The sequence below is a fragment of the Streptomyces sp. NBC_01224 genome, from assembly GCF_036002945.1.
GTDB lineage: Bacteria > Actinomycetota > Actinomycetes > Streptomycetales > Streptomycetaceae > Streptomyces.
Map to the genome: position 1 here is coordinate 9,476,735 of NZ_CP108529.1, position 17,115 is coordinate 9,493,849.

General features: G+C 68.5%; 14 protein-coding genes and 3 pseudogenes. 12 read left to right on the forward strand and 5 right to left on the reverse strand.

The features are described from left to right. Positions 1-54: 54 nt before the first annotated feature. The 3 genes and pseudogenes from OG609_RS43395 (at position 55) to OG609_RS43405 (ending at position 3,329) form a co-directional block, all read left to right on the forward strand. Positions 55-1,317, forward strand: a complete 1,263-nt coding sequence (locus OG609_RS43395) for an IS701 family transposase (protein ID WP_442817924.1) — start codon at positions 55-57, stop codon at positions 1,315-1,317. A 158-nt stretch (positions 1,318-1,475) separates the two neighbouring features. Further along, positions 1,476-2,720 (forward strand): annotated as a pseudogene (locus OG609_RS43400) (IS701 family transposase); the annotation flags it as partial. 222 nt (positions 2,721-2,942) lie between these two features. Further along, positions 2,943-3,329, forward strand: coding sequence for a RidA family protein (locus tag OG609_RS43405; RefSeq protein WP_327277758.1), 387 nt, complete (start codon positions 2,943-2,945; stop codon positions 3,327-3,329). Positions 3,330-3,575: 246 nt separating this feature from the next. On the opposite strand, the gene OG609_RS43410 is transcribed toward OG609_RS43405, so the two are convergent. Continuing rightward, positions 3,576-4,397, reverse strand: coding sequence for a hypothetical protein (locus tag OG609_RS43410; RefSeq protein WP_327277759.1), 822 nt, complete (start codon positions 4,395-4,397; stop codon positions 3,576-3,578). A 347-nt stretch (positions 4,398-4,744) separates the two neighbouring features. Between OG609_RS43410 and OG609_RS43415 the strand changes: the two are divergent. Continuing rightward, a pseudogene (locus OG609_RS43415) lies at positions 4,745-5,534 on the forward strand (Tn3 family transposase); the annotation flags it as partial. Positions 5,535-5,744: 210 nt separating this feature from the next. On the opposite strand, the gene OG609_RS43420 reads toward OG609_RS43415, so the two are convergent. The 3 genes from OG609_RS43420 to OG609_RS43430 all read right to left on the reverse strand — a co-directional run bounded on the left by OG609_RS43420 (position 5,745) and on the right by OG609_RS43430 (position 8,888). Next, the gene (locus OG609_RS43420; protein WP_327277760.1) at positions 5,745-5,954 is read right to left on the reverse strand and encodes a hypothetical protein; all 210 of its coding nucleotides are present in this window, start codon (positions 5,952-5,954) and stop codon (positions 5,745-5,747) included. Between the two features lie 32 nt (positions 5,955-5,986). Next, positions 5,987-7,249 (reverse strand): serine hydrolase domain-containing protein, encoded by a 1,263-nt coding sequence (locus OG609_RS43425; RefSeq protein ID WP_327277761.1) that lies wholly within the window; start codon positions 7,247-7,249, stop codon positions 5,987-5,989. 262 nt (positions 7,250-7,511) lie between these two features. Further along, entirely contained in the window at positions 7,512-8,888 is a 1,377-nt protein-coding gene (locus OG609_RS43430; protein WP_327270970.1) for an IS1380 family transposase, read from the reverse strand. 1,044 nt (positions 8,889-9,932) lie between these two features. On the opposite strand from OG609_RS43430, the gene OG609_RS43435 reads away from it, so the two are divergent. Both OG609_RS43435 and OG609_RS43440 read left to right on the forward strand, forming a co-directional pair. Further along, a complete protein-coding gene (locus OG609_RS43435) occupies positions 9,933-10,271 on the forward strand; it encodes a PadR family transcriptional regulator (RefSeq protein ID WP_327277762.1) in 339 nt (112 codons plus the stop codon). After that, positions 10,268-11,221, forward strand: coding sequence for a permease prefix domain 1-containing protein (locus tag OG609_RS43440; RefSeq protein ID WP_327277763.1), 954 nt, complete (start codon positions 10,268-10,270; stop codon positions 11,219-11,221). The genes OG609_RS43435 and OG609_RS43440 overlap by 4 nt, the downstream gene beginning before the upstream one ends. On the opposite strand, the gene OG609_RS43445 is transcribed toward OG609_RS43440, so the two are convergent. Then, a complete protein-coding gene (locus OG609_RS43445) occupies positions 11,143-11,544 on the reverse strand; it encodes a hypothetical protein (protein WP_327277764.1) in 402 nt (133 codons plus the stop codon). The two genes, OG609_RS43440 and OG609_RS43445, sit on opposite strands and share 79 nt — an antisense overlap. A 371-nt stretch (positions 11,545-11,915) precedes the next feature. On the opposite strand from OG609_RS43445, the gene OG609_RS43450 reads away from it, so the two are divergent. The 6 genes and pseudogenes from OG609_RS43450 (at position 11,916) to OG609_RS43475 (ending at position 16,911) form a co-directional block, all read left to right on the forward strand. Beyond that, positions 11,916-12,617 (forward strand): 2-phosphosulfolactate phosphatase, encoded by a 702-nt coding sequence (locus OG609_RS43450; protein WP_327277765.1) that lies wholly within the window; start codon positions 11,916-11,918, stop codon positions 12,615-12,617. Between the two features lie 265 nt (positions 12,618-12,882). Further along, positions 12,883-13,277, forward strand: a pseudogene (locus OG609_RS43455) (ISAzo13-like element transposase-related protein); the annotation flags it as partial. After that, positions 13,217-13,462: a hypothetical protein gene (locus OG609_RS43460; protein WP_327278437.1), complete on the forward strand. Its 246-nt coding sequence runs from the start codon at positions 13,217-13,219 to the stop codon at positions 13,460-13,462. The pseudogene OG609_RS43455 and the gene OG609_RS43460, both read left to right, overlap by 61 nt. A 30-nt stretch (positions 13,463-13,492) precedes the next feature. Continuing rightward, positions 13,493-13,837: a hypothetical protein gene (locus OG609_RS43465; protein ID WP_327277766.1), complete on the forward strand. Its 345-nt coding sequence runs from the start codon at positions 13,493-13,495 to the stop codon at positions 13,835-13,837. A gap of 1,077 nt (positions 13,838-14,914) precedes the next feature. Then, positions 14,915-15,580: an ArsR/SmtB family transcription factor gene (locus OG609_RS43470; RefSeq protein WP_327277767.1), complete on the forward strand. Its 666-nt coding sequence runs from the start codon at positions 14,915-14,917 to the stop codon at positions 15,578-15,580. Further along, positions 15,577-16,911, forward strand: coding sequence for an MFS transporter (locus OG609_RS43475; protein ID WP_327277768.1), 1,335 nt, complete (start codon positions 15,577-15,579; stop codon positions 16,909-16,911). Before OG609_RS43470 ends, OG609_RS43475 begins: the two co-directional genes overlap by 4 nt. Positions 16,912-17,115 lie beyond the last annotated feature (204 nt).

Sequence of the window (17,115 nt, forward strand, 5' to 3'; positions counted from 1 at the left end):
TTGTTAGGTACCCCAAGTGATCCTCGTTGGATAGATTGTGATCTTCTTTCAGTTGTGACTCCTGAGGAGATGGAAGAGGTCCGTCCGCGTCTGGAGGCGTTCGCGGCCGAGATGCTGGGCTCGTTGGCGCGTCGGGACCAGCGGGCCAAGGGTGAGTTGTACCTGCGCGGGCTGATGCTGGACGGCAAGCGCAAGTCGATGCAGCCGATGGCCGAGCGCCTGGGCGTGGACCACCAGCAGCTCCAGCAGTTCGTGTCCTCCTCCACCTGGGACTACGCCAAGGTCCGTGAGCGGCTGGCCCGTTGGGCCGCGGCGCACATCTCGCCCGAGGCGTACGCGATTGACGATGTCGGCTTCCCCAAGGACGGCTACGACTCGCCAGGGGTGGCGCGGATGTACTGCGGCGCGCTGGGCAAGCGGGGCAACTGCCAGATCGGGGTCAGTGTGAACCTGGTCAGCGACCGCGCCTCCTCGGCCGTCGACTGGCGTCTGTTCCTGCCCGAGGGCTGGGACGACACCAAACATACCGAGGACGCGCTGCTGGCTTCGGCGATCCGCCGGCGCCGCGCCAAGGCCGGCATCCCCGAGACTGCTCGCCACCGGGAGAAGTGGCGCCTGGCCCTGGACATGCTCGACGAGGTTCGCGGGGACTGGGAGTTGCCGGGCCTGCCGGTCGTCGCCGATGCCGGATACGGCGACGCCACGGGCTTTCGAGAGGGTCTGACCGAACGAGGCCTGACCTACGCGGTCGCGGTCAAGGCCACCACGACCGCGCACCCGGGCGACGCCACGCCCGAGCGTCCGCCGTACTCCGGGCAGGGCCGCCCTCCCGTGTCCGCCTACCCCCAGCCGCACACCACCCTGCGCGTGCTGGCCCTGGCCGCCGGGCAAGCGGCCACCCGCACCGTTACCTGGCGTCAGGGCAGCAAGGCCACCAAGCACAACCCACGGGCCGAGATGCGCTCGCAATTCCTGGCCCTACGGGTCCGCCCGGCCAACCGGTCCATCCGCCGCGCCGCCGACGGCTCCCTGCCCGAATGCTGGCTGCTCGTCGAGTGGCCTCCCGACTCTGCCGAGCCCACCGACTACTGGCTCTCGACGCTGCCCGCCGACATCCCACTGCGCGAGCTGGTGCGAATCGCCAAGATCCGCTGGAGAGTTGAACACGACTACCGCGAGCTCAAGGACGGCCTCGGCCTGGACCACTTCGAGGGCCGCAACTACCTCGGCTGGCACCGCCACGTCACCCTCGCCTCCCTCGCCCAGGCCTTCTGCACCCTGCTCAGACTCGACCCAAAAGCCCCTGCGCCGGCCTGACCCTCTACGCGGTCCTCCGCGAACTCCAGGCCCTCCTGGCCACCTGGACCGGCGCCTGCTCGATATGCGGCCAACCCGCACCAACCCCCGAACCCCACCACAGGACCTAACAAAGCCCTACTAGTAGACCGTCGCAGCTAATTTTTGGGATAGAGGGGCCCGTCGTCGGGGCCCAGCACCCCTCGGTGCAGCGGCTGCAGTTCTTCCTGTCCGAATCGACCTGGGACCACGAGCAGGTCAACGCCCGCCGGGTGGAACTGCTGCTGGCCGACCCCGCGACCGCGCCGCACCCGGGCGGGGTGCTGGTGATCGATGACTCCGGGGACCGTAAGGACGGGAAGGCGACCGCGCACATCGGACGGCAGTGGCTGGGCCGGCTGGGCAAGACCGACAACGGCATCGTCACCGTGACCACCTGCTGGGCCGATGAGAACCTCTACTACCCGCTGCACGCCGTGCCCTACAGCCCCGCCCATCACTTCCCCAAGGGCAAGAGCGACCCCGGCTTCCGCACCAAGCTGCAGATCGCCGCAGAGCTGGCCCGCACCGCGAAGACTGCCGGGGTGGGCTTCCGGGCCGTGGCCGCCGACTGCGCCTACGGCGACCAGGACAGCTTCCGCAGACAACTCGCCTCGGCAGGGCTACCGTTCGTCATGGACCTCAAACCGAGCCACGGCACCTGGGCCTACGGCAAGGACGCCTACACTCCCGTCGATGCCGCCCGCGCCTTGACCTGGACGGACCCCGAGCATCCGGGTGACTGGACCGCCGTCGAGCGAACCTTCCGTGACGGGCACACCGAGACCTGGTGGGCCGCCGACGCCCGCCTCGGCTGGTGGGGACCCGACGGGAACGTCCGCCTGGTCGTGGCCACCACCGACCCGGCCACGCTGCCCCCGCAAGCCACCTGGTACCTGGCCACCGACCTGCCCCGCCCCGGCGGCCCCCGCGAGGCCGACAGCCCCGAACCGGCCGCCGGGCTGCACGAAGTCGTCCGGATCTACGGCATCCGACACTGGATCGAGCAGAGCTACAAACAGGTCAAGGGCGAACTCGGGTGGGCCGACTTCCAAGTCCGTTCCGACACCGCCATCCGCCGCCACCAGACCCTGGTCACCTGCGCCTTCTCGTTCTGTTGGGACGCCTGGTTCAGTCCACCACCCGAGGTTTCGCCCGAAACAGCACCACCGGAGCCGCCCGAAGAACCGGGCCGGCCCGAGAGGGGGACCAACCAGACCCCACCAGCCCCACACGGCCACCTGGCCCAAGGCGATACGCGCCGTCCGGGCCTGGCTCGACCCCTGGACCAGCCTCCAACGATGCTGGCGAGCCTGGACGAATGCACCCCCACCACCCGAACTCCAAGCCCTGATCAACGCCGTCGGCGCAGGCCACCCGCTTGACCTCTACTCCCCGGCTTAACAAACCACCGCTAGTCGTGCGGAGTGAACAGGCTGGGGTGCTGGATGGCCGTTCCGGTGGTCGGGGTGGGACTGTGTGACGGCCCGCTTTGAGGAGGGCACGGGCGGAGGCGGTGATCACCGGGTTAGTCTCGCGTCGGACACACGATTCCGGGCTCGTCATAGGCCGAGCCCGACTCTCAAGCACCGACCCCGGGGGATCCCATGCAGCAGCACTACGTCCGGCCTGACGGTCTACCTCCGGTCAACGGGTACAGCCATGCGGTCTCGTTCAGCGGCAGCATGGTCGCCGTCTCCGGTCAGGTGCCGCTGGACGGGCAGGGGCAGCTTGTCGGACCGGACGACCCGGAGGCCCAGGTTAGGCAGGTTTTCGAGAACCTCAAGACAGCTCTCGCTGCGGCCGGCGCAGGCATGGAACAGGTCGTCAAGCTGACGTTCTACTTGACTGATCTCGCAGACCTGGAGGCCCTCAGGCGGGTGCGCGACGAGTACATCTCGCTGGAGAAGCCGCCTGCCAGTTCGCTGGTGCGGGTCAGCGCCCTGGTGAACCCGGCGTTCCGAGTCGAGATCGATGCGCTGGCCGCAGTCTGAGTGGGCGGCGCTCGGCCTCTCGTTCACCGAGTGAATCGTGCACGTGGACACCTATCATCGAGGTGATGCCCGCGTGGATGGGCGGCTATCACGCCTGGCAGACCGAGACCCTGCGCTACACCAGCGCCGCCCGCGTCCTGCCGAGCTCGGGGTCCGGCTGTTTCGACAACGTCCTGGGCGGCTGACCGGCCCGGCGCGCCCGTATCTTCTGGGCTGAGCGGGGGCTTGCCGGTCAGGGTGACTGGATCAGGGCGGCGAGCGGTGTTTGTGCCACGTGTGCTGGGGGGGGCGTGACAGGTACAGCGTGGTATGGAAGTAACCGTCTGTCTCCTTGCCGCGCGGGTCTTCGCCGGCTGCGGTCACTGCGTCGATGGCGTACTTCTGTTCCTGGTCGCTGGTGAAGCGGCGTTGCGGGAAGGTGCGGTCGGCGGTCTTCTCGGTGATGAGCCCGTACGTTTTCAGGAAGTCGGCGATTCGCTGGTAGGAGCCGGTGCGCAGCACGAACGCGGCGACCCAGACCGGGCCGGGGATGCTGTCCAGGAGTGGCTGGAAGGTGCGCGGTGACAGGAAGCTGGCTCCGCCGGTGATGGTGATCAGACCGGTGTGGCGCACGGCGTGGCACAGGGCGGGGCTGGCCGGTGCGGTTTCCAGGTTTTCGGCGAACGCCTGGTCCATCAAGCCGACGGCGTGTGCGTAGGACACGGCGCGGGAGGCGGCGTCGAGCCCGATGACACGGACCGGGTCCGGGCGGCGGTGCGCCGCGTAGAACTCCCGGTCCCACTTGATTAGCTCGGCGGTGGACAGGGAGGTGGCCTGCGCGGATGCGTAGTGGGCGTACAGGTCGTCGAAGGTGAGGTGGTGGTTGAGCAGGGCGGCGTTGATGCCGTACGAACAGCAGATGTCCAGCACCGTCGCCGTACCTGCGGTGCCTTCCGGGGACGTGCAGGCGGTGAGCATGCGGCGGAAGACGCCTTGCGCGTGGTGCGGGCTCTGGTACTCCCAGGGCCCCAGCGCTCGGAAATAGGCGCGCGGGTCCGGCTGGTTGTAGGTGTCGTCGAACGGGGTCATGCCCCCGCCGGCGGGGACAGTCCGCTGCGGGGAGTGGCGAACTGCAGGTGCTCCTGATTCTGTCGACCCGCCAGGGGGCATGGCTATGTCCTTTCCTGCGATCCGGCACCACCTTGCGAACAGAGTCAACGCGCAATGCTGACGGCGGGGTAGAGGGCGGGGCCTAAACCGGCCAGGGCCCTGGGCGCAAGGATCCATGCGTGTTCGGGGGCGGTGTAGGTCGTTTATGGGCCCTGAAGATCAAAGGGTTGACCTGGTGTCACTAACGGCCTGGGGGTCCTGAGGACTGGCCTTCCCGCGTGGTGCGTAGCCGTCGGGTCGTGCTCCTTGGGGGCAGCACTGGCCAACTGGGCTTCCGCATCAGCCCGCGCTTTCGCGACCTGGCCGACCAACGTTTCTGGCGCGCGGAGATGCCCGGCGAACTGATCGAGGGCGACTACGGGCCCCTTGAGGCCATCGCCCGCAACAAGGCCGACATGAAGCGGATCATCACCTGGTGGCCGGACATGCAGCGCGTGGCGGGTTCGCTGGTGACCAACCAGGTCCGCGCGTACGACCTGCTGCGGATGTTCGGCCGCGAGGGCCGCCCGACCCCGTTGGGGCAGGCGTTCGCCGAGTACGGGCGGATCGCCAAGACCGTGCACCTGATGGCGGTGGTCGACCCGGTCGACGACACCTACCGGCGCCGGATGAACCGGCAGCTCACCGTGCAGGAGTCGCGGCACAACCTCGCCCGGGTGATCTGCCACGGCAAACGCGGTCAGATACTCCAGGCCTACCGCGAGGGCCAGGAGAACCAACTCGCCGCTCTGGGACTGGTCTTGAACGCAGTCGTGCTCTGGAACACCCGCTATCCGGACGCGGCGGTGGCGCGGTTGCGCGAGTAGGGCCACGAACTCCGGGACGAGGACATCGCCGAGTTGCACCAGGAGGGTGCCGACCCCGCCGAGCGGGACGTAGCCGGGCTCGGGGGCGGAGGCCACGAGGAGGACGTGGCCCGGCTCTCCCCGCTCAAGCACAAGCACCTGAACGTCCTGGGGAAGTACGCGTTCACCGCCTCCCAGCCCGCGGGCGGACTGCGGGCCCCTGCGCGATCCCGTTGCCGGCGGTGACCCGGAGGATCCGGACGACGAGTAGGGACACGGCGAAGGCCCCCGATCAAGGGAGCGATCGGGGGCCCGGTCGATCGCCGCGTCGGCAGGCCGAGGTGTCGCGGAAGCGTCAGCCGGCGGCGCGGTACATGCAGACGTACTTGCAGTGGGGCAAGTGCGGATGCTCGGCACCTTCCTCCCCGAGGATCCGACGGTGGCTCCCGGCTGATCCGCAACCGGGTGCTGCTGCCGGCGATCACGACGCCGGCTGGCTGGTCCCCAGCGTGCGGCAGGAGGAGAACGAGCGGTCGTACGCCACGCTGCACCAAGCCGTCCCGGACGGGATGCGCGGGGCACTGAGGGGGTTGCTGCTGGTGCCGGACGGCAAGGGGGTCTCGCAGCTGGAGCCGCTGCGGACCTCGCCGGCGACCTTCGCCTCGTTCCACTCGCCGACGACACCGTCCACCGTCGGCCATGCCCGGATGCCGGGAAAGACCGTTACGTGTCCTGCCCGCTGCCGGGGGTGTCGCATAGCGCGTGGTCGAGGAGGTTACTGGCGGCTTGCTCCTGTCGGAGTGCGTTGTCGGGCGAGTCGCCCAGAGCGGTGGACATGGAGACGGTGACGGCGCGGCTGCCATCGTCGGTGGCGCCGTTCAGGGTGATGTAGCCGGCATCGCCTCCTTCGTGGCTCCAGTAGCTGCCGCCGCAGGACAGGGGCCGGTTGACCAGGCCGAGGCCGTAGCGTCCGTGTGGCCAGAACACCTGGATTTTCTTGTTGACCGGGACGGTGTCCTGCATCTCGGCCAGTCGTGCCTGGGGCAGCAACTCGCCGCCGAGCAGGGCCTGGAAGAAGCGGTTGACATCCGCAGTGGTGGAGACGTAGCCGCCGGGGTCGGGGAGGATCACCTTGGTGACGTCGACCCGTTCGCCGGAGGGGAAGAGCTGGTAGCCGTTGGCGTGTGGTCGGCGGAGTGTGGGCGTGCTGCCGGGCAGGTAGGTGTGGTCCATGCCGAGCGGTTTCAGGACCCGGTCCTGGACCTCCTGGTGCCAGGGGCGATCTGTGACCTTCTCGATGATCATGTCGAGCAGGGCGTAGCCGGTGTTGGAGTAGCTCCACCCGGTGCCGGGTGGGTCCGGGCGGTGCCTCATCGCCAGCGCGACGATCTGTTGGGGTGTGTAGGTGTCGTATCGGCGGTCGTAGTACTCCTGCGGGGTGGTGTAGCCGGGGAGATCGTCGTCGTGGATGCCGCTGGTGTGCTGGAGGAGCTGGCGGATGGTGATCCGGCGTCCGTCGTTGCCGTTGCCGTCCACCAAGCCGGGCAGCCAGCGGTCCACCGTGTCGTCGAGCGCCAGCTTGTGCTCGTCGACCAGTTGCAGGACCACGGTGGCCACAAGCGCCTTGCCGGTGCTGGCCATCCGGAAGTAGCCGTTGCGGGGCACCGGACGGTCCGTGTCCGCCTCGGCGACGCCGCTGGTGGCGACCAGATCCCGGCCAGGGCGGGTGGTCACCCGTGTCTGGACGCCGGTAACCCCCAGCGCCTGGATGGCGTCGGTGTCCCGGCGCAGATCGTCTTGCCGGTATCCGGGCGCGGTTGCTTCGTGCGCGTCGGCCAGCAGTGGGATGGCGACGGCCGCGCCGGCAGTGAGGAGGGTGGCCGCAGCGGCGGCCAGCCTCCGTTTGCCGGTGCGGCGGTGCTGCCGATCGGGCTGGTCGGGTAGGTGCGGGTGGTGCGGCTCGGCGGCCGGGCTTGTGGATCTCATGCCCCCAAGCTAGGTAGGCATCGGGTTGCGGGTCCCTACCACAGACCGCCGGATGAAAGGTACAGCTGCCTGTAGTGCCGCAGGGTCGCCTGGTATCTAGCCTCGATCTTTCGTGATTGGTCGTCAGCTTCGGCTGGCGGCCAATGCGTCGTTGTGGAGCGTGTGCGGGCATACGGGTGGCCCGATCGTCGCATCGGGTGGGCGCCGGATTCCACGGTTCCGGTCGGTGGCTCTTCTGCTCGTCGGGACGGGTTGTTGCTGGTCAGCGTGGGTTCGGGAGGGTGTCGAGCCGTCTGATCGCGTCTGTGATCACGTCGGTCCATGGCCAGTGGTGGGCGAATCGCAGGTGCCGTTGGCGGGCGGTGGTGATGAGTTGGGCAGCGGCGGAGAACAGCCGCAACCGCAGGCGGCGGGGCTCCCAGAGGCGGGGTTTGCCGGTCAGAGCGAGCATCGGCATCCAGGCGAGCAGGTCGAGGGCGAGCTGGACGATCTCCAGCCAGATCCGGTTCTGTGCGGTCTCGTGCAGGGGCAGGTTCCGCAGGCCGGTGGCCCGTGCGTTCCGAATGCGGTCCTCTGCCCTCGCCCGTCGGCGGTGCCTCAGTTCCAGGTCCGTGATCTTCCCGCCCGTCGTGTTGGTGGCGAAGCAGGTGAGCCGCAGGCCGTCGGCGTCGGTGAAGCGCAACTGGGCGCCGGGGTGGGGCCGTTCCTTGCGGACGATCAGCCGCATCCCCTTCGGCCAGCCCTTGAGTGTGTCGCCGTCGAGTTCGGCGGTCCAGGCGCCGTCGCGGATCTCGCCGCCCGGCTCGACCGCTGGGGTCCAGGCGGAGGCCGGGACCTTCAACACGGCCTGATGAATCTGCTCAGTGATGGTCATCCCGACCGAGTACGACAGCCACCGGCCCCGTTTCGTGAGCCAGGCGAGGAACTCATGGGTGCCGCCCGCGGAGTCGGTACGGATCAGTGTGGACCGGCCGCGCCGGTGACGCTTGGGGAGCTGGGCCAAAGCGAGTTGAGTGGCGGTGATGTGGTCGGCGGCGGTGTTGGATCCCGCGTTCCCCGGCCGCAACAGTGCTGCCACCGGCTCCCCGGTGCCACCGCTTCCGTGGTCGACGAAGCCCATCAGGGGGTGATGTCCAAACGACTTCTTCCAGGTCGCGGCCGCGTCCTGCTTGTCGGAGTGGGCCAGGACCAGCACTCCGTCCAGGTCCACAATCACCTGGCCGCCCCTATCCGGCGCCGCATCTTTGGCCAACGTCCAGACGTACTCGCGCACTTCGGCGCGCGCCGAGCGGATCGCGGTCAGGGCCTTGTCCCCGGCCGCGGCGAGGGTGTCGATCAGCCGGGAGACCGTTGGGTCGGAGGCCACCGGCCCGAACACGGCCGGCTCGGCCCGCAGCAGTCCCGCATCGGCCAGGCAGTCCCCGCCCAGCGCGACCGCGAGAGCCACATCCAGCAGGATCTTGCCCGGATCGTGCACCGCCCGAGGCCGCCGCCACGGCCTCAGCGCCGCCGATATCTCGGTATCCAGGCCGGTCTTACGGGCAGTCTCGACCAGCAGTACTCCGCCAGCCTGCGAGACCACCCCGCTCCCGCCGCCCTCGATGCGGACACGCGGATAGGACCCGATACGCTTCTTCACCTGAGGAGTGCTTCTTTCATGCGCCGACCTGGACCCTAGACAAGTCCCATCGTTGCAGGTCAGGAGCACTCTTCGCGTTTCCGATCACGCATCGGACACCCAGCCACGTGAAAGCCCGAGGCTAGGGTGAATCACGTGGGGCCTCCCACAATCTTCCGGTACGACAGAGGGAAAATGAAACAAGTGCTCGGCGTACTCGGCGCGGCCCGCGCGTGGCGCAGCGCTGATGGGACAGCCGGTCGAGCCGCGTCCGCGCGCCACCCGCCGCAACCTTGTGTGGCTCGTGACGCACGTGGTCATCGGTCTACCGGCGGGCGCCTTTGCCCTGCTCTGCCTGGGCAGCCTGTTTGAGCACACCTCCCGCTCGGTGAGCACGGTGCGCCCGGCGCTCTCCAGGCCGGTCCGGCGACCGCGAGGGCCGGACGGTGCAGCACCGCTCACCCGGCGGGTGCGGAGCGCTCAGGTCGGTGCCGGCGATCAGCTCGCCACGAGCGACCGCGTGGTGTGCTTCGACCACCTGCGCGCCATGACCAAAGGCCGTGGCTTCAAGGCCGACCGTGCACGCCCCGGCATGGTTGAGCGCCTTGCCGCACTGCCGAGCAGGGCTGTAGGACGGCTGCTCCGGGGCGGGGCCGGACGGGCTATACCCGCTGTGGCCAGACGGTTTGACTGGGCGCCACGGGCGCTGCCGGGTTGACGCCCCACAACCGCATATAGAGGCACCGGCGGATCGAGGTGGAGCCCGAGCTTCCTCGCGACGGTGCAGGCGCTACGGCGAGGTCGGTGGCTCCATCAAATCCCCTGCCGGTTCTACCGCACGAAGGCTCCCGCTCCCGGCGTCCCGGGGGGCCTCTTTGTCTTCCCACCCTGCGACCCCAGCGAGTTCGCGAAAACTGAAGGGTTCTCAGTGGGAACCCGAGGGTCCGATGCCCTGATGCTAGGGGGTGGGCCCGTGGGTTCGTGGTGATGTCGCGGGGTCGGTCTCCAGCACCTCCCAATACTGTGACGTGACATTACTGTGTGACGCACAGTATGGTGTCGTGTGTGGGCACCGATGAACTGATCCTCAGCCAGGCCCAGGAGCTACGCCGCGGCACGGTCGTCTTGGCCTGCCTGGCGCTCCTGGAGGAGCCGCAGTACGGCTACGCGCTCCTGGAAACGCTCGGCGATGCCGGGCTCGCCGTCGACGGCAACACCCTCTATCCGCTGCTGCGCCGCCTGGAGAAGCAGGGGTTGCTCATCAGCGAGTGGAATACCGACGAGTCCAGACCGCGCAAGTTCTACCGGGTCAGCCCCGAGGGCGCCCGGGTCCGCGCCGGACTGCTGCGCGAGTGGCAGGACCTCGGCGCCTCGATATCACGACTGACCAAGGGGGACCGTTGAGTAAGTTGCATGCGTCCGGCACCGGCACGCTGACCGACCGTTACGTGGTGGAGGTCGTCCGGCGCATCCCGACCGACCAGCGCGGCGACGTGGCCGACGAGCTGCGCGCCACAATCGCCGACACCGTCGAGGCCCGAGGCCCGGCCGATCCGGAGACCGCCGAGCGCGAGGTGCTCACCGAGATGGGCGACCCGATCCGGCTCGCCGCCCGGTACGCGGACCGGCCGCTCGCACTGATCGGGCCCGGGCTCTACCCGACGTACGTACGGCTCCTCACTGTCCTGCTGTCCACCGTGCTGCCGGTAGTCACCGCCGTGAGCGCGGGGCTCGACGTCCTGGACGGCCAGGGGGTCGGCGAGGTGATCGGCGGGGCCGTCGGGGCGGTGCTCTCCGTCGGCGCCCAGATGATTGCCTGGCTCACCGTGGTGTTCGCCCTGATCGAGCGGTCCGGCAAGCGGCCCGGCGTGGGCGGTGAAGCCTGGACGCCCGACGACCTGCCCGACCGCGGCGTGCCGAAGGAGCGTGGTGCGGCGGCCCACGTCCGGGTGGCGTGGCACGCGCTGCTGATCGCCCTGATCGTGTGGCAGCACACCGCGCAGCCGTACCAGACCGACGGTGGCACACGCCTCGACGTGCTCGACCCGGGCCTGTGGTCGGGGTGGATCTGGCCGATCCTGGCCGGGCTCGTCGGCCTCGTGACACTCGACGCGATCCGGGCGGTGCGGGTGTGGACGCGTTCGCTGGCGGTCTGGAGTGTTGGCGCCGAGGCGGCCTTCGCGCTGCCGCTGGCGTGGGTCCTGCATCGGCAGGAGCTGTTCAACCCGGCCTTCCTATCCGACGCCAACGGTGGCTGGCAGGCCCCCCAGTTCTTCTACACCGTGGCGGCGGTGGGGGTCCTGGCGGTGAGCGCGGGCGAGGTGGTGAAGCGGTTCCGCGAGGCGCGGGGCTGAGTCCGCGGCAGTTGCTGGAGTTCCTCGATGTCGTCGGGCCGGCTTCGCTCTTCCATCTCGACCAGGACGGCATTCTTCCTGCGCATCAAGGCGCCGGGGTTGAGCAGTTGGCGATCGGCGACGGCGGTCTGACCGCGCTGCCGGCCCTGTCCGGGGAGGAGGAGACCAGCGAGAGCGGTCTGGAGGACATCTCCTCTCCCGCGTTCTGCCTTCGCCGGGGCGACGAGGTGGTAGCCGCGGCCGGGTACCTGAGCGTGCTGGTTGCCCCGCATTGCCGGGGCGACCAGCTGGCGTGGGTAGTGGCGTCCATCGCAGTGGCCCATGCCCTCGATGCCGGCTTGTTGTCGCAGGAGAGCACGTCCCTACCCATCACAACGTGTGGCTGTAGCTCTGGGGTTCCAGGAACTTGGTGCCCAGCTCAGCGTTCGTCTCGGCGACGTCCCCGTCGACCGGGGCTGCTGAGGACGAAGCTTCCACCTCTCCCGCGACAACCATGTCGTTTGAGAACAGCGAGCCCGAGGTTCTCAAACGACATGACCGTGTGCGGGTCACCCCGTGTGGAGATTGAGCAGGCGTGTCGTTGCGGACTACTTTCGCGACGCAGACAGCCGGAGGTGTTGCATTCCGAGGCCATCGATGTGATGCGTATCATTCTCTGGGTACTTCGGGTCGGGCATGCGCGATCATGGCCGGAATGGACGCTCGTTTCCTTGGTATCGCTGATCTGGTCGAAGCCCCGTCCGCGGCGGTCGTAGTCGACGTCATGCGTGCTTTCACCGTGGCTGCCTGGGCCTTTGCCCAGGGGGCGGAAAAGATCGTTCTTGCTGAGTCGCTGGACGAAGCCCTGGCGCTCAAGGCTCGCCACCCGGATTGGGTGGCGCTCAAAGACGGCCCGCCCGCGCCCGGGTTCGACACCGTCAACTCGCCGGGCCTGCTGCGGTCTATTGACCTTGTCGGACGGACCGTTGTGCAGAAAACCACGGCAGGGACAGTCGGCGCCCTTGCGGTCAAGGAGGCGCCGCTGGTGCTGTGCGCCAGCTTCGTGGTGGCGGAGGCAACGGCTCGGCTCTTGCGGACGCGCAAGAGTGACAGTGTCACGTTCGTGGTCACTGGCGAGGATGGGCAGGCCGATGAAGATCTGGCGTGTGCTCAATACATCGCTCGGAGGGTCACCGAGGCTGGGACGGATGCTGCTGAGTTCCTCCGCCGCGCTGCCGAGTCGCGCGCCGCTGCCGAACTGGCGGAGGGGGTGCGTCAAGGAGTCCATCCTGATGACGTTGCGCTCTGTCTTGAGGTCGACCGGTTCCCCTTTGCCATGGTGGCGACCTTGGAAGGCTCGCTCATGGTCCTGCGTCCACGCGCGATGCCTTCGCTGACTGACGAGGACCCGGTCTGATCGATGGGGAGGTCTACTTTCAGCATGCGAGAGCGAGCACCCTGTCGTCCCGATGGCGGTGGTTCGGGGCGGCGGCAGGCGGCTGCCCCGAGTTGTTGCGACGGCGGCTTTACGGAGCCGGATGATCTCCTCGTGCTCTGCGGCGAGCCGGGCCAGGGCCTGGGTGCGGAAGTCCGTGAGCTGATCGACCTCTTGCGCGGCCTGAGCTTGAGGGCTTGCAGAGAATCAAGGTGTTCCTTCCCGTCCTGAAGCTCGTTGGTGTGGTATGCGCATCCCGAACGAGAATCGTGACCAACTCGCTGTGAAGTTTGCTGTGTTGTTCCCGCATCTGGACGAGCGGCAGCGGCGGCTGTTGATGGGTACGGAGGCCCGGGTACTGCGGCACGACGGTGTCCGGGCCGTCGCGCAGGCCGCCGCGGTCAGCGAGACGACCGTCCGCAAGCGGTGTTCGAACTCGAGGCGGGCGAGGGGTCCCTGGGGCGGGTGCGTCGTCCGGGCGGGGGCCGCAAACAGGTCGCGGATCTGGATCCGGGGCTGCGGTCGGCACTGCTGGCGCTGGTAGAGCCGGATGTGCGTGGCGATCCGATGTCGCCGCTGCGGTGGACGGTGAAGTCCACCCGCACGCTTGCGCGGGAGCTGACCCGGTCTGGGCGCCGCGTCAGAAGGACCAGTTCGAGATCACCCCCGCCCCCGCCTACAAGGACGCCGGAAGCTACACGTACACCGCGACCAGCGCGGCCGTGGCATCGGGTGGCACAGCGACCGTCACGATTCCGTCCGCGTCCGCCTGTCCGGCCGGTTCGCATCTGCGGTACAGGGTGCGAGGCCATGACGGCACCGTCTAAGGCGACTGGACCGGGTACACCAACTTCGTCATGAACACCGGGCTGCCGGCGGCACCGCGCATCGAGTGCGAGCCCTACGCCAAGGACACCTGGACCGAAAGGACCCCGGCGGCGCCGAGTACGTCCTGGACACCACCTCGTCCGACGGGCAGGGCTATCTCTGGGGGACTCGACGACCCGAAGGTCCTGAACCGGATCAACGACACGGTCGACGGCAACGGCGGTGATCCGCTGACCATCACGGTCAAGCCCGCCGACGGCTGGCACACCCTGTACGCCAGGACTGTCGACTCCGGCGGCACCATCTCACCTGGCCGAATGCGCCTTTGGTATCGGTGTGGACGGGGCGGCGGTGCTGTCGCCGCACGAAGGTGACACCACGGCCCGCCGCTCTCGACTCGCGGCCAAAGGGCTCACTTCCTACACCGGGGTGACGTGGGAGTACCGCCGTGGTCCCGAGGACTCCTGGCATGTCGTGCCCGCACTGTACGTGTCCTCCGCCGACGGCAAGCTCTCCACCTGGCCCGCCGCGGTCACGGGGGAAAAAACGCCACCGGCCTGGTCTGGGACGCGGCCGAATCGATGGCCTCGGACGGCGTGATCGAACTATGGGCCGTGTTCACGGACGGGAGCCGCAAGGGCTATTCCCAGACGGTCGGGACCACACTCGACAGAGACGCCGGGAGCGCTCCGTCCGGCGCGGTCGGCCCGGGCTCCCTCAATCTGCTGACCGGTAAACGGTCCCGTACACGTATGACTCGGCGGACCGGCTCACGGGCGGCTCCCGTGCGTACGACGCCTTCGGCCGGACGCTGAAGAGCCTCGCCGGCCTGCTCCAGGTTGCCGCGATCGAGTCGGTGCACCCTGTCCGGCGTTTCGCGTCCTACCGCGGACAGCGGCACTTTCCGGGCTGGTACTGGGCTGCGACGACGGGGTCGTTGGTGGGGTTCGAGTCCTGGCTGGAGCGGGACCGGGCGATGCTGCTCGATCACGATCGGCGGTGGTGAGACTGGCCTCGCAGCCGTTCCGGGGGACGTGGTCAGGGCCGACGCGCCGAATCTCCCACACGCCGGATTACTTCGCGCAGTTGGACGACGGTTCGGGGCTGGTCGTCGACGTCCGGCAGGCGGACCGGGTGGGACCGGAGGACGCGGTGAAGTTCGCAGCGACCGAGGCTATGCGTCAGGTGATCAGCCCATGGTCCGGGCCCGTTCACCGACTTCATCTGGCGACACGCGCGCCAGCTTCTTGTCGATCAGGGACGCGACGACACCGAGACCGCCATCGCCCAGGTTCTGGCCAAGCTTCTGTGCCGGTCCGGGAACCCGCCTGCCGGCTCTGCCCAGGTGCTGGCCCGCACCCGGGCCGTAAGCGAGCCGCTATCCAGGACAGCAAACGGTTCTTCGCGAAGAAGTCTTTGCGAAGAACCGTTTGCGGTTTAGAGTGCGCGGTATGACTGACTCAAGCGAGAGGCCGGATGACTCCAACACCGAAGCGGACGCGGTTGTTCTGGATGCCAAGGGGCTGCGCGCCCTGGCGCACCCGGTGCGCGTGCAGTTGGTAGGGCTGCTGCGGAAGTACGGCCCGTCAACGGCTACCCGCCTCGCGGAGCGACTGGGCGTGAATTCCGGCACGGCCAGCTACCACCTCCGCCAACTCGGCGCGGCAGGGTTCGTCCAGGAGGACACGGAACGCGGCAACGCGCGAGAGCGTTGGTGGCGTTCGGTGCACCAAAGTACGTGGTTCAGCGACCCGAATCTGGCCGACCGGGAACCCGAGGCCGCATTGACCTACCTGCAGTCGGTGGCCGCCACCTACACACTTCGCGCGCAGCAGACGCTCAACGAGCTTCAGACGATGCCCCGCGCGTGGCGGGACAACTTCGACATGAGCGACTGGGCTCTGCGGCTCACGCCCGAGGAGACTACTGCCCTGCACCAGGAATTCAGGGACGTCATCGCCCGCTACCGACCGGATACCCCAGAGGCGGCGGCAAGTGCCCCCAAGGGAGCTGAGCGGGTCGGCGTTATCACGCACGTTCTGCCTGAGTTGGATGCGCCCGCCGCTTCGGCGGCCCCTTCCAGCCCTCAGAAAGCGACAGGGACGGAGACGTCGTGACGGCGGACGTCCCGGGTGCCGACGGCACATCCAGCAAACGCTCTTTACGGCCGCTGGGCGGGGTGCTGGCGGCCATGGCCGTGTCGCTGACCGGCACTCGGGTCTCGGCCGTTGCCTTGCCCTGGTTCGTGCTCGTCACGACCGGCAGCGCCGCCCAGACCGGGCTGGTCGCCTTCTGCGAGATGACTCCCTACGTGGTGGTCAAGGCGTTCACTGGGCCACTGGTGGACCGGATAGGCCCGCGGGCCATTTCCTGGACCACCGATCTGGCCAGCGCAACTGCCGCCGCTGCAGTTCCCGTGCTGCACGCCCTGAACCTGCTTTCCTTTCCGCTCCTGCTGACCCTGGTCGCGCTGATCGGCGCGGCCCGCGGCCCCGGCGATCTCGCCAAGGAGGTCATGGTCCCGGAGGCGGCCGAGCGCGGCCGGGTGCCGCTGGAACGGGCCACTGGGCTGACCGGCGTGACCGAGCGGCTCGCTTCCACTATCGGCCCGGCGGCCGGCGGTTCCCTGGTGGCGCTGTTCGGCCCCTTGACGGGGCTTGTCGTCAACGCCGGTTGCTTTGCTCTCGGATCCGTGATAATCGGACTGGCGCTGCCTCGCGGCATGGGGCATGCAGCTGAGGAAACCCCCTCGCAGGCCGGGACGGGACCGGGCTACTGGCGACGATTCGGCGAGGGCTTCACCTTTCTGCGCAGCGAGCCGTTGCTGCTCACTGTCATCGTCGTGGTCGGGATCACCAACCTGCTGGACGCAGCTTTCGCCGCGGTGCTCATGCCCATCTGGGCCCGAGAGTCCGGCAACGGGCCGACCGCCATCGGCTTGACGGGCAGCGTGCTGGGGGCCACGGCGGTCGGTGGGAGCCTGATCGCTGCGATGGCCGCGCACCGGCTGCGGCGCCGAGTGGTGTTCTTCACCGGATTCCTGTTGGCCGGGGCGCCGAGATTCCTGATCCTCGCCTCCGATGCGCCGATGGGAGCGGTACTGGCCGTGTTCGCCGTCAGTGGATTCGGGGCGGGCTTCCTCAACCCGGTACTGGGGGCCATCCTCTTCGAACGGGTGCCCCGCCGGATGCTGGGCCGGGTCAACGCGCTCGGCGACTCGCTGGCCTGGGCCGGTATCCCTCTCGGCGGACTGATCGCTGGGGCGGCGGTGGCCTCCGTCGGACTTGTGCCAGTGCTCCTCGCCGGCGGGGCCTCATACTTCCTCACCACGAACCTCACTGGGCTGCGGCCGGAGTGGCGCGAGATGGACCACGTGCGTGGGCGAGGCGCCCCGAAGCGGCGACCTGAGGAAGACGCTCAGTCAACCAGTGCAGATCTCATGACATGACTGTCCTGTCGAAGTGGCTTCTGCCTCTACCGCGAACGCGACTTCCGCGAAGCCCAGGTGGTTTGAGAACACCGACCACCAGCGTTCTCAAACCACCTGGCACCTCCGCAGGTCAGCGAGCCGCTATCTGCCAGATGCACTTGGACATGGCAGGAAGTAGCCCGACGGTTGGTTTTGGAGGTTCACTGACGGCGGCGGGCGCCG

Bases quoted from the DNA above. Each gene is read 5' to 3' on its own strand.
- OG609_RS43405 (WP_327277758.1), top strand. From the start codon at position 2,943: ATGCAGCAGCACTACGTCCGGCCTGACGGTCTACCTCCGGTCAACGGG.
- OG609_RS43410 (WP_327277759.1), bottom strand. From the start codon at position 4,397: ATGACCCCGTTCGACGACACCTACAACCAGCCGGACCCGCGCGCCTAT.
- OG609_RS43425 (WP_327277761.1), bottom strand. From the start codon at position 7,249: ATGAGATCCACAAGCCCGGCCGCCGAGCCGCACCACCCGCACCTACCC.
- OG609_RS43445 (WP_327277764.1), bottom strand. From the start codon at position 11,544: ATGGGCCACTGCGATGGACGCCACTACCCACGCCAGCTGGTCGCCCCG.
- OG609_RS43450 (WP_327277765.1), top strand. From the start codon at position 11,916: ATGGACGCTCGTTTCCTTGGTATCGCTGATCTGGTCGAAGCCCCGTCC.
- OG609_RS43465 (WP_327277766.1), top strand. From the start codon at position 13,493: ATGAACACCGGGCTGCCGGCGGCACCGCGCATCGAGTGCGAGCCCTAC.
- OG609_RS43470 (WP_327277767.1), top strand. From the start codon at position 14,915: ATGACTGACTCAAGCGAGAGGCCGGATGACTCCAACACCGAAGCGGAC.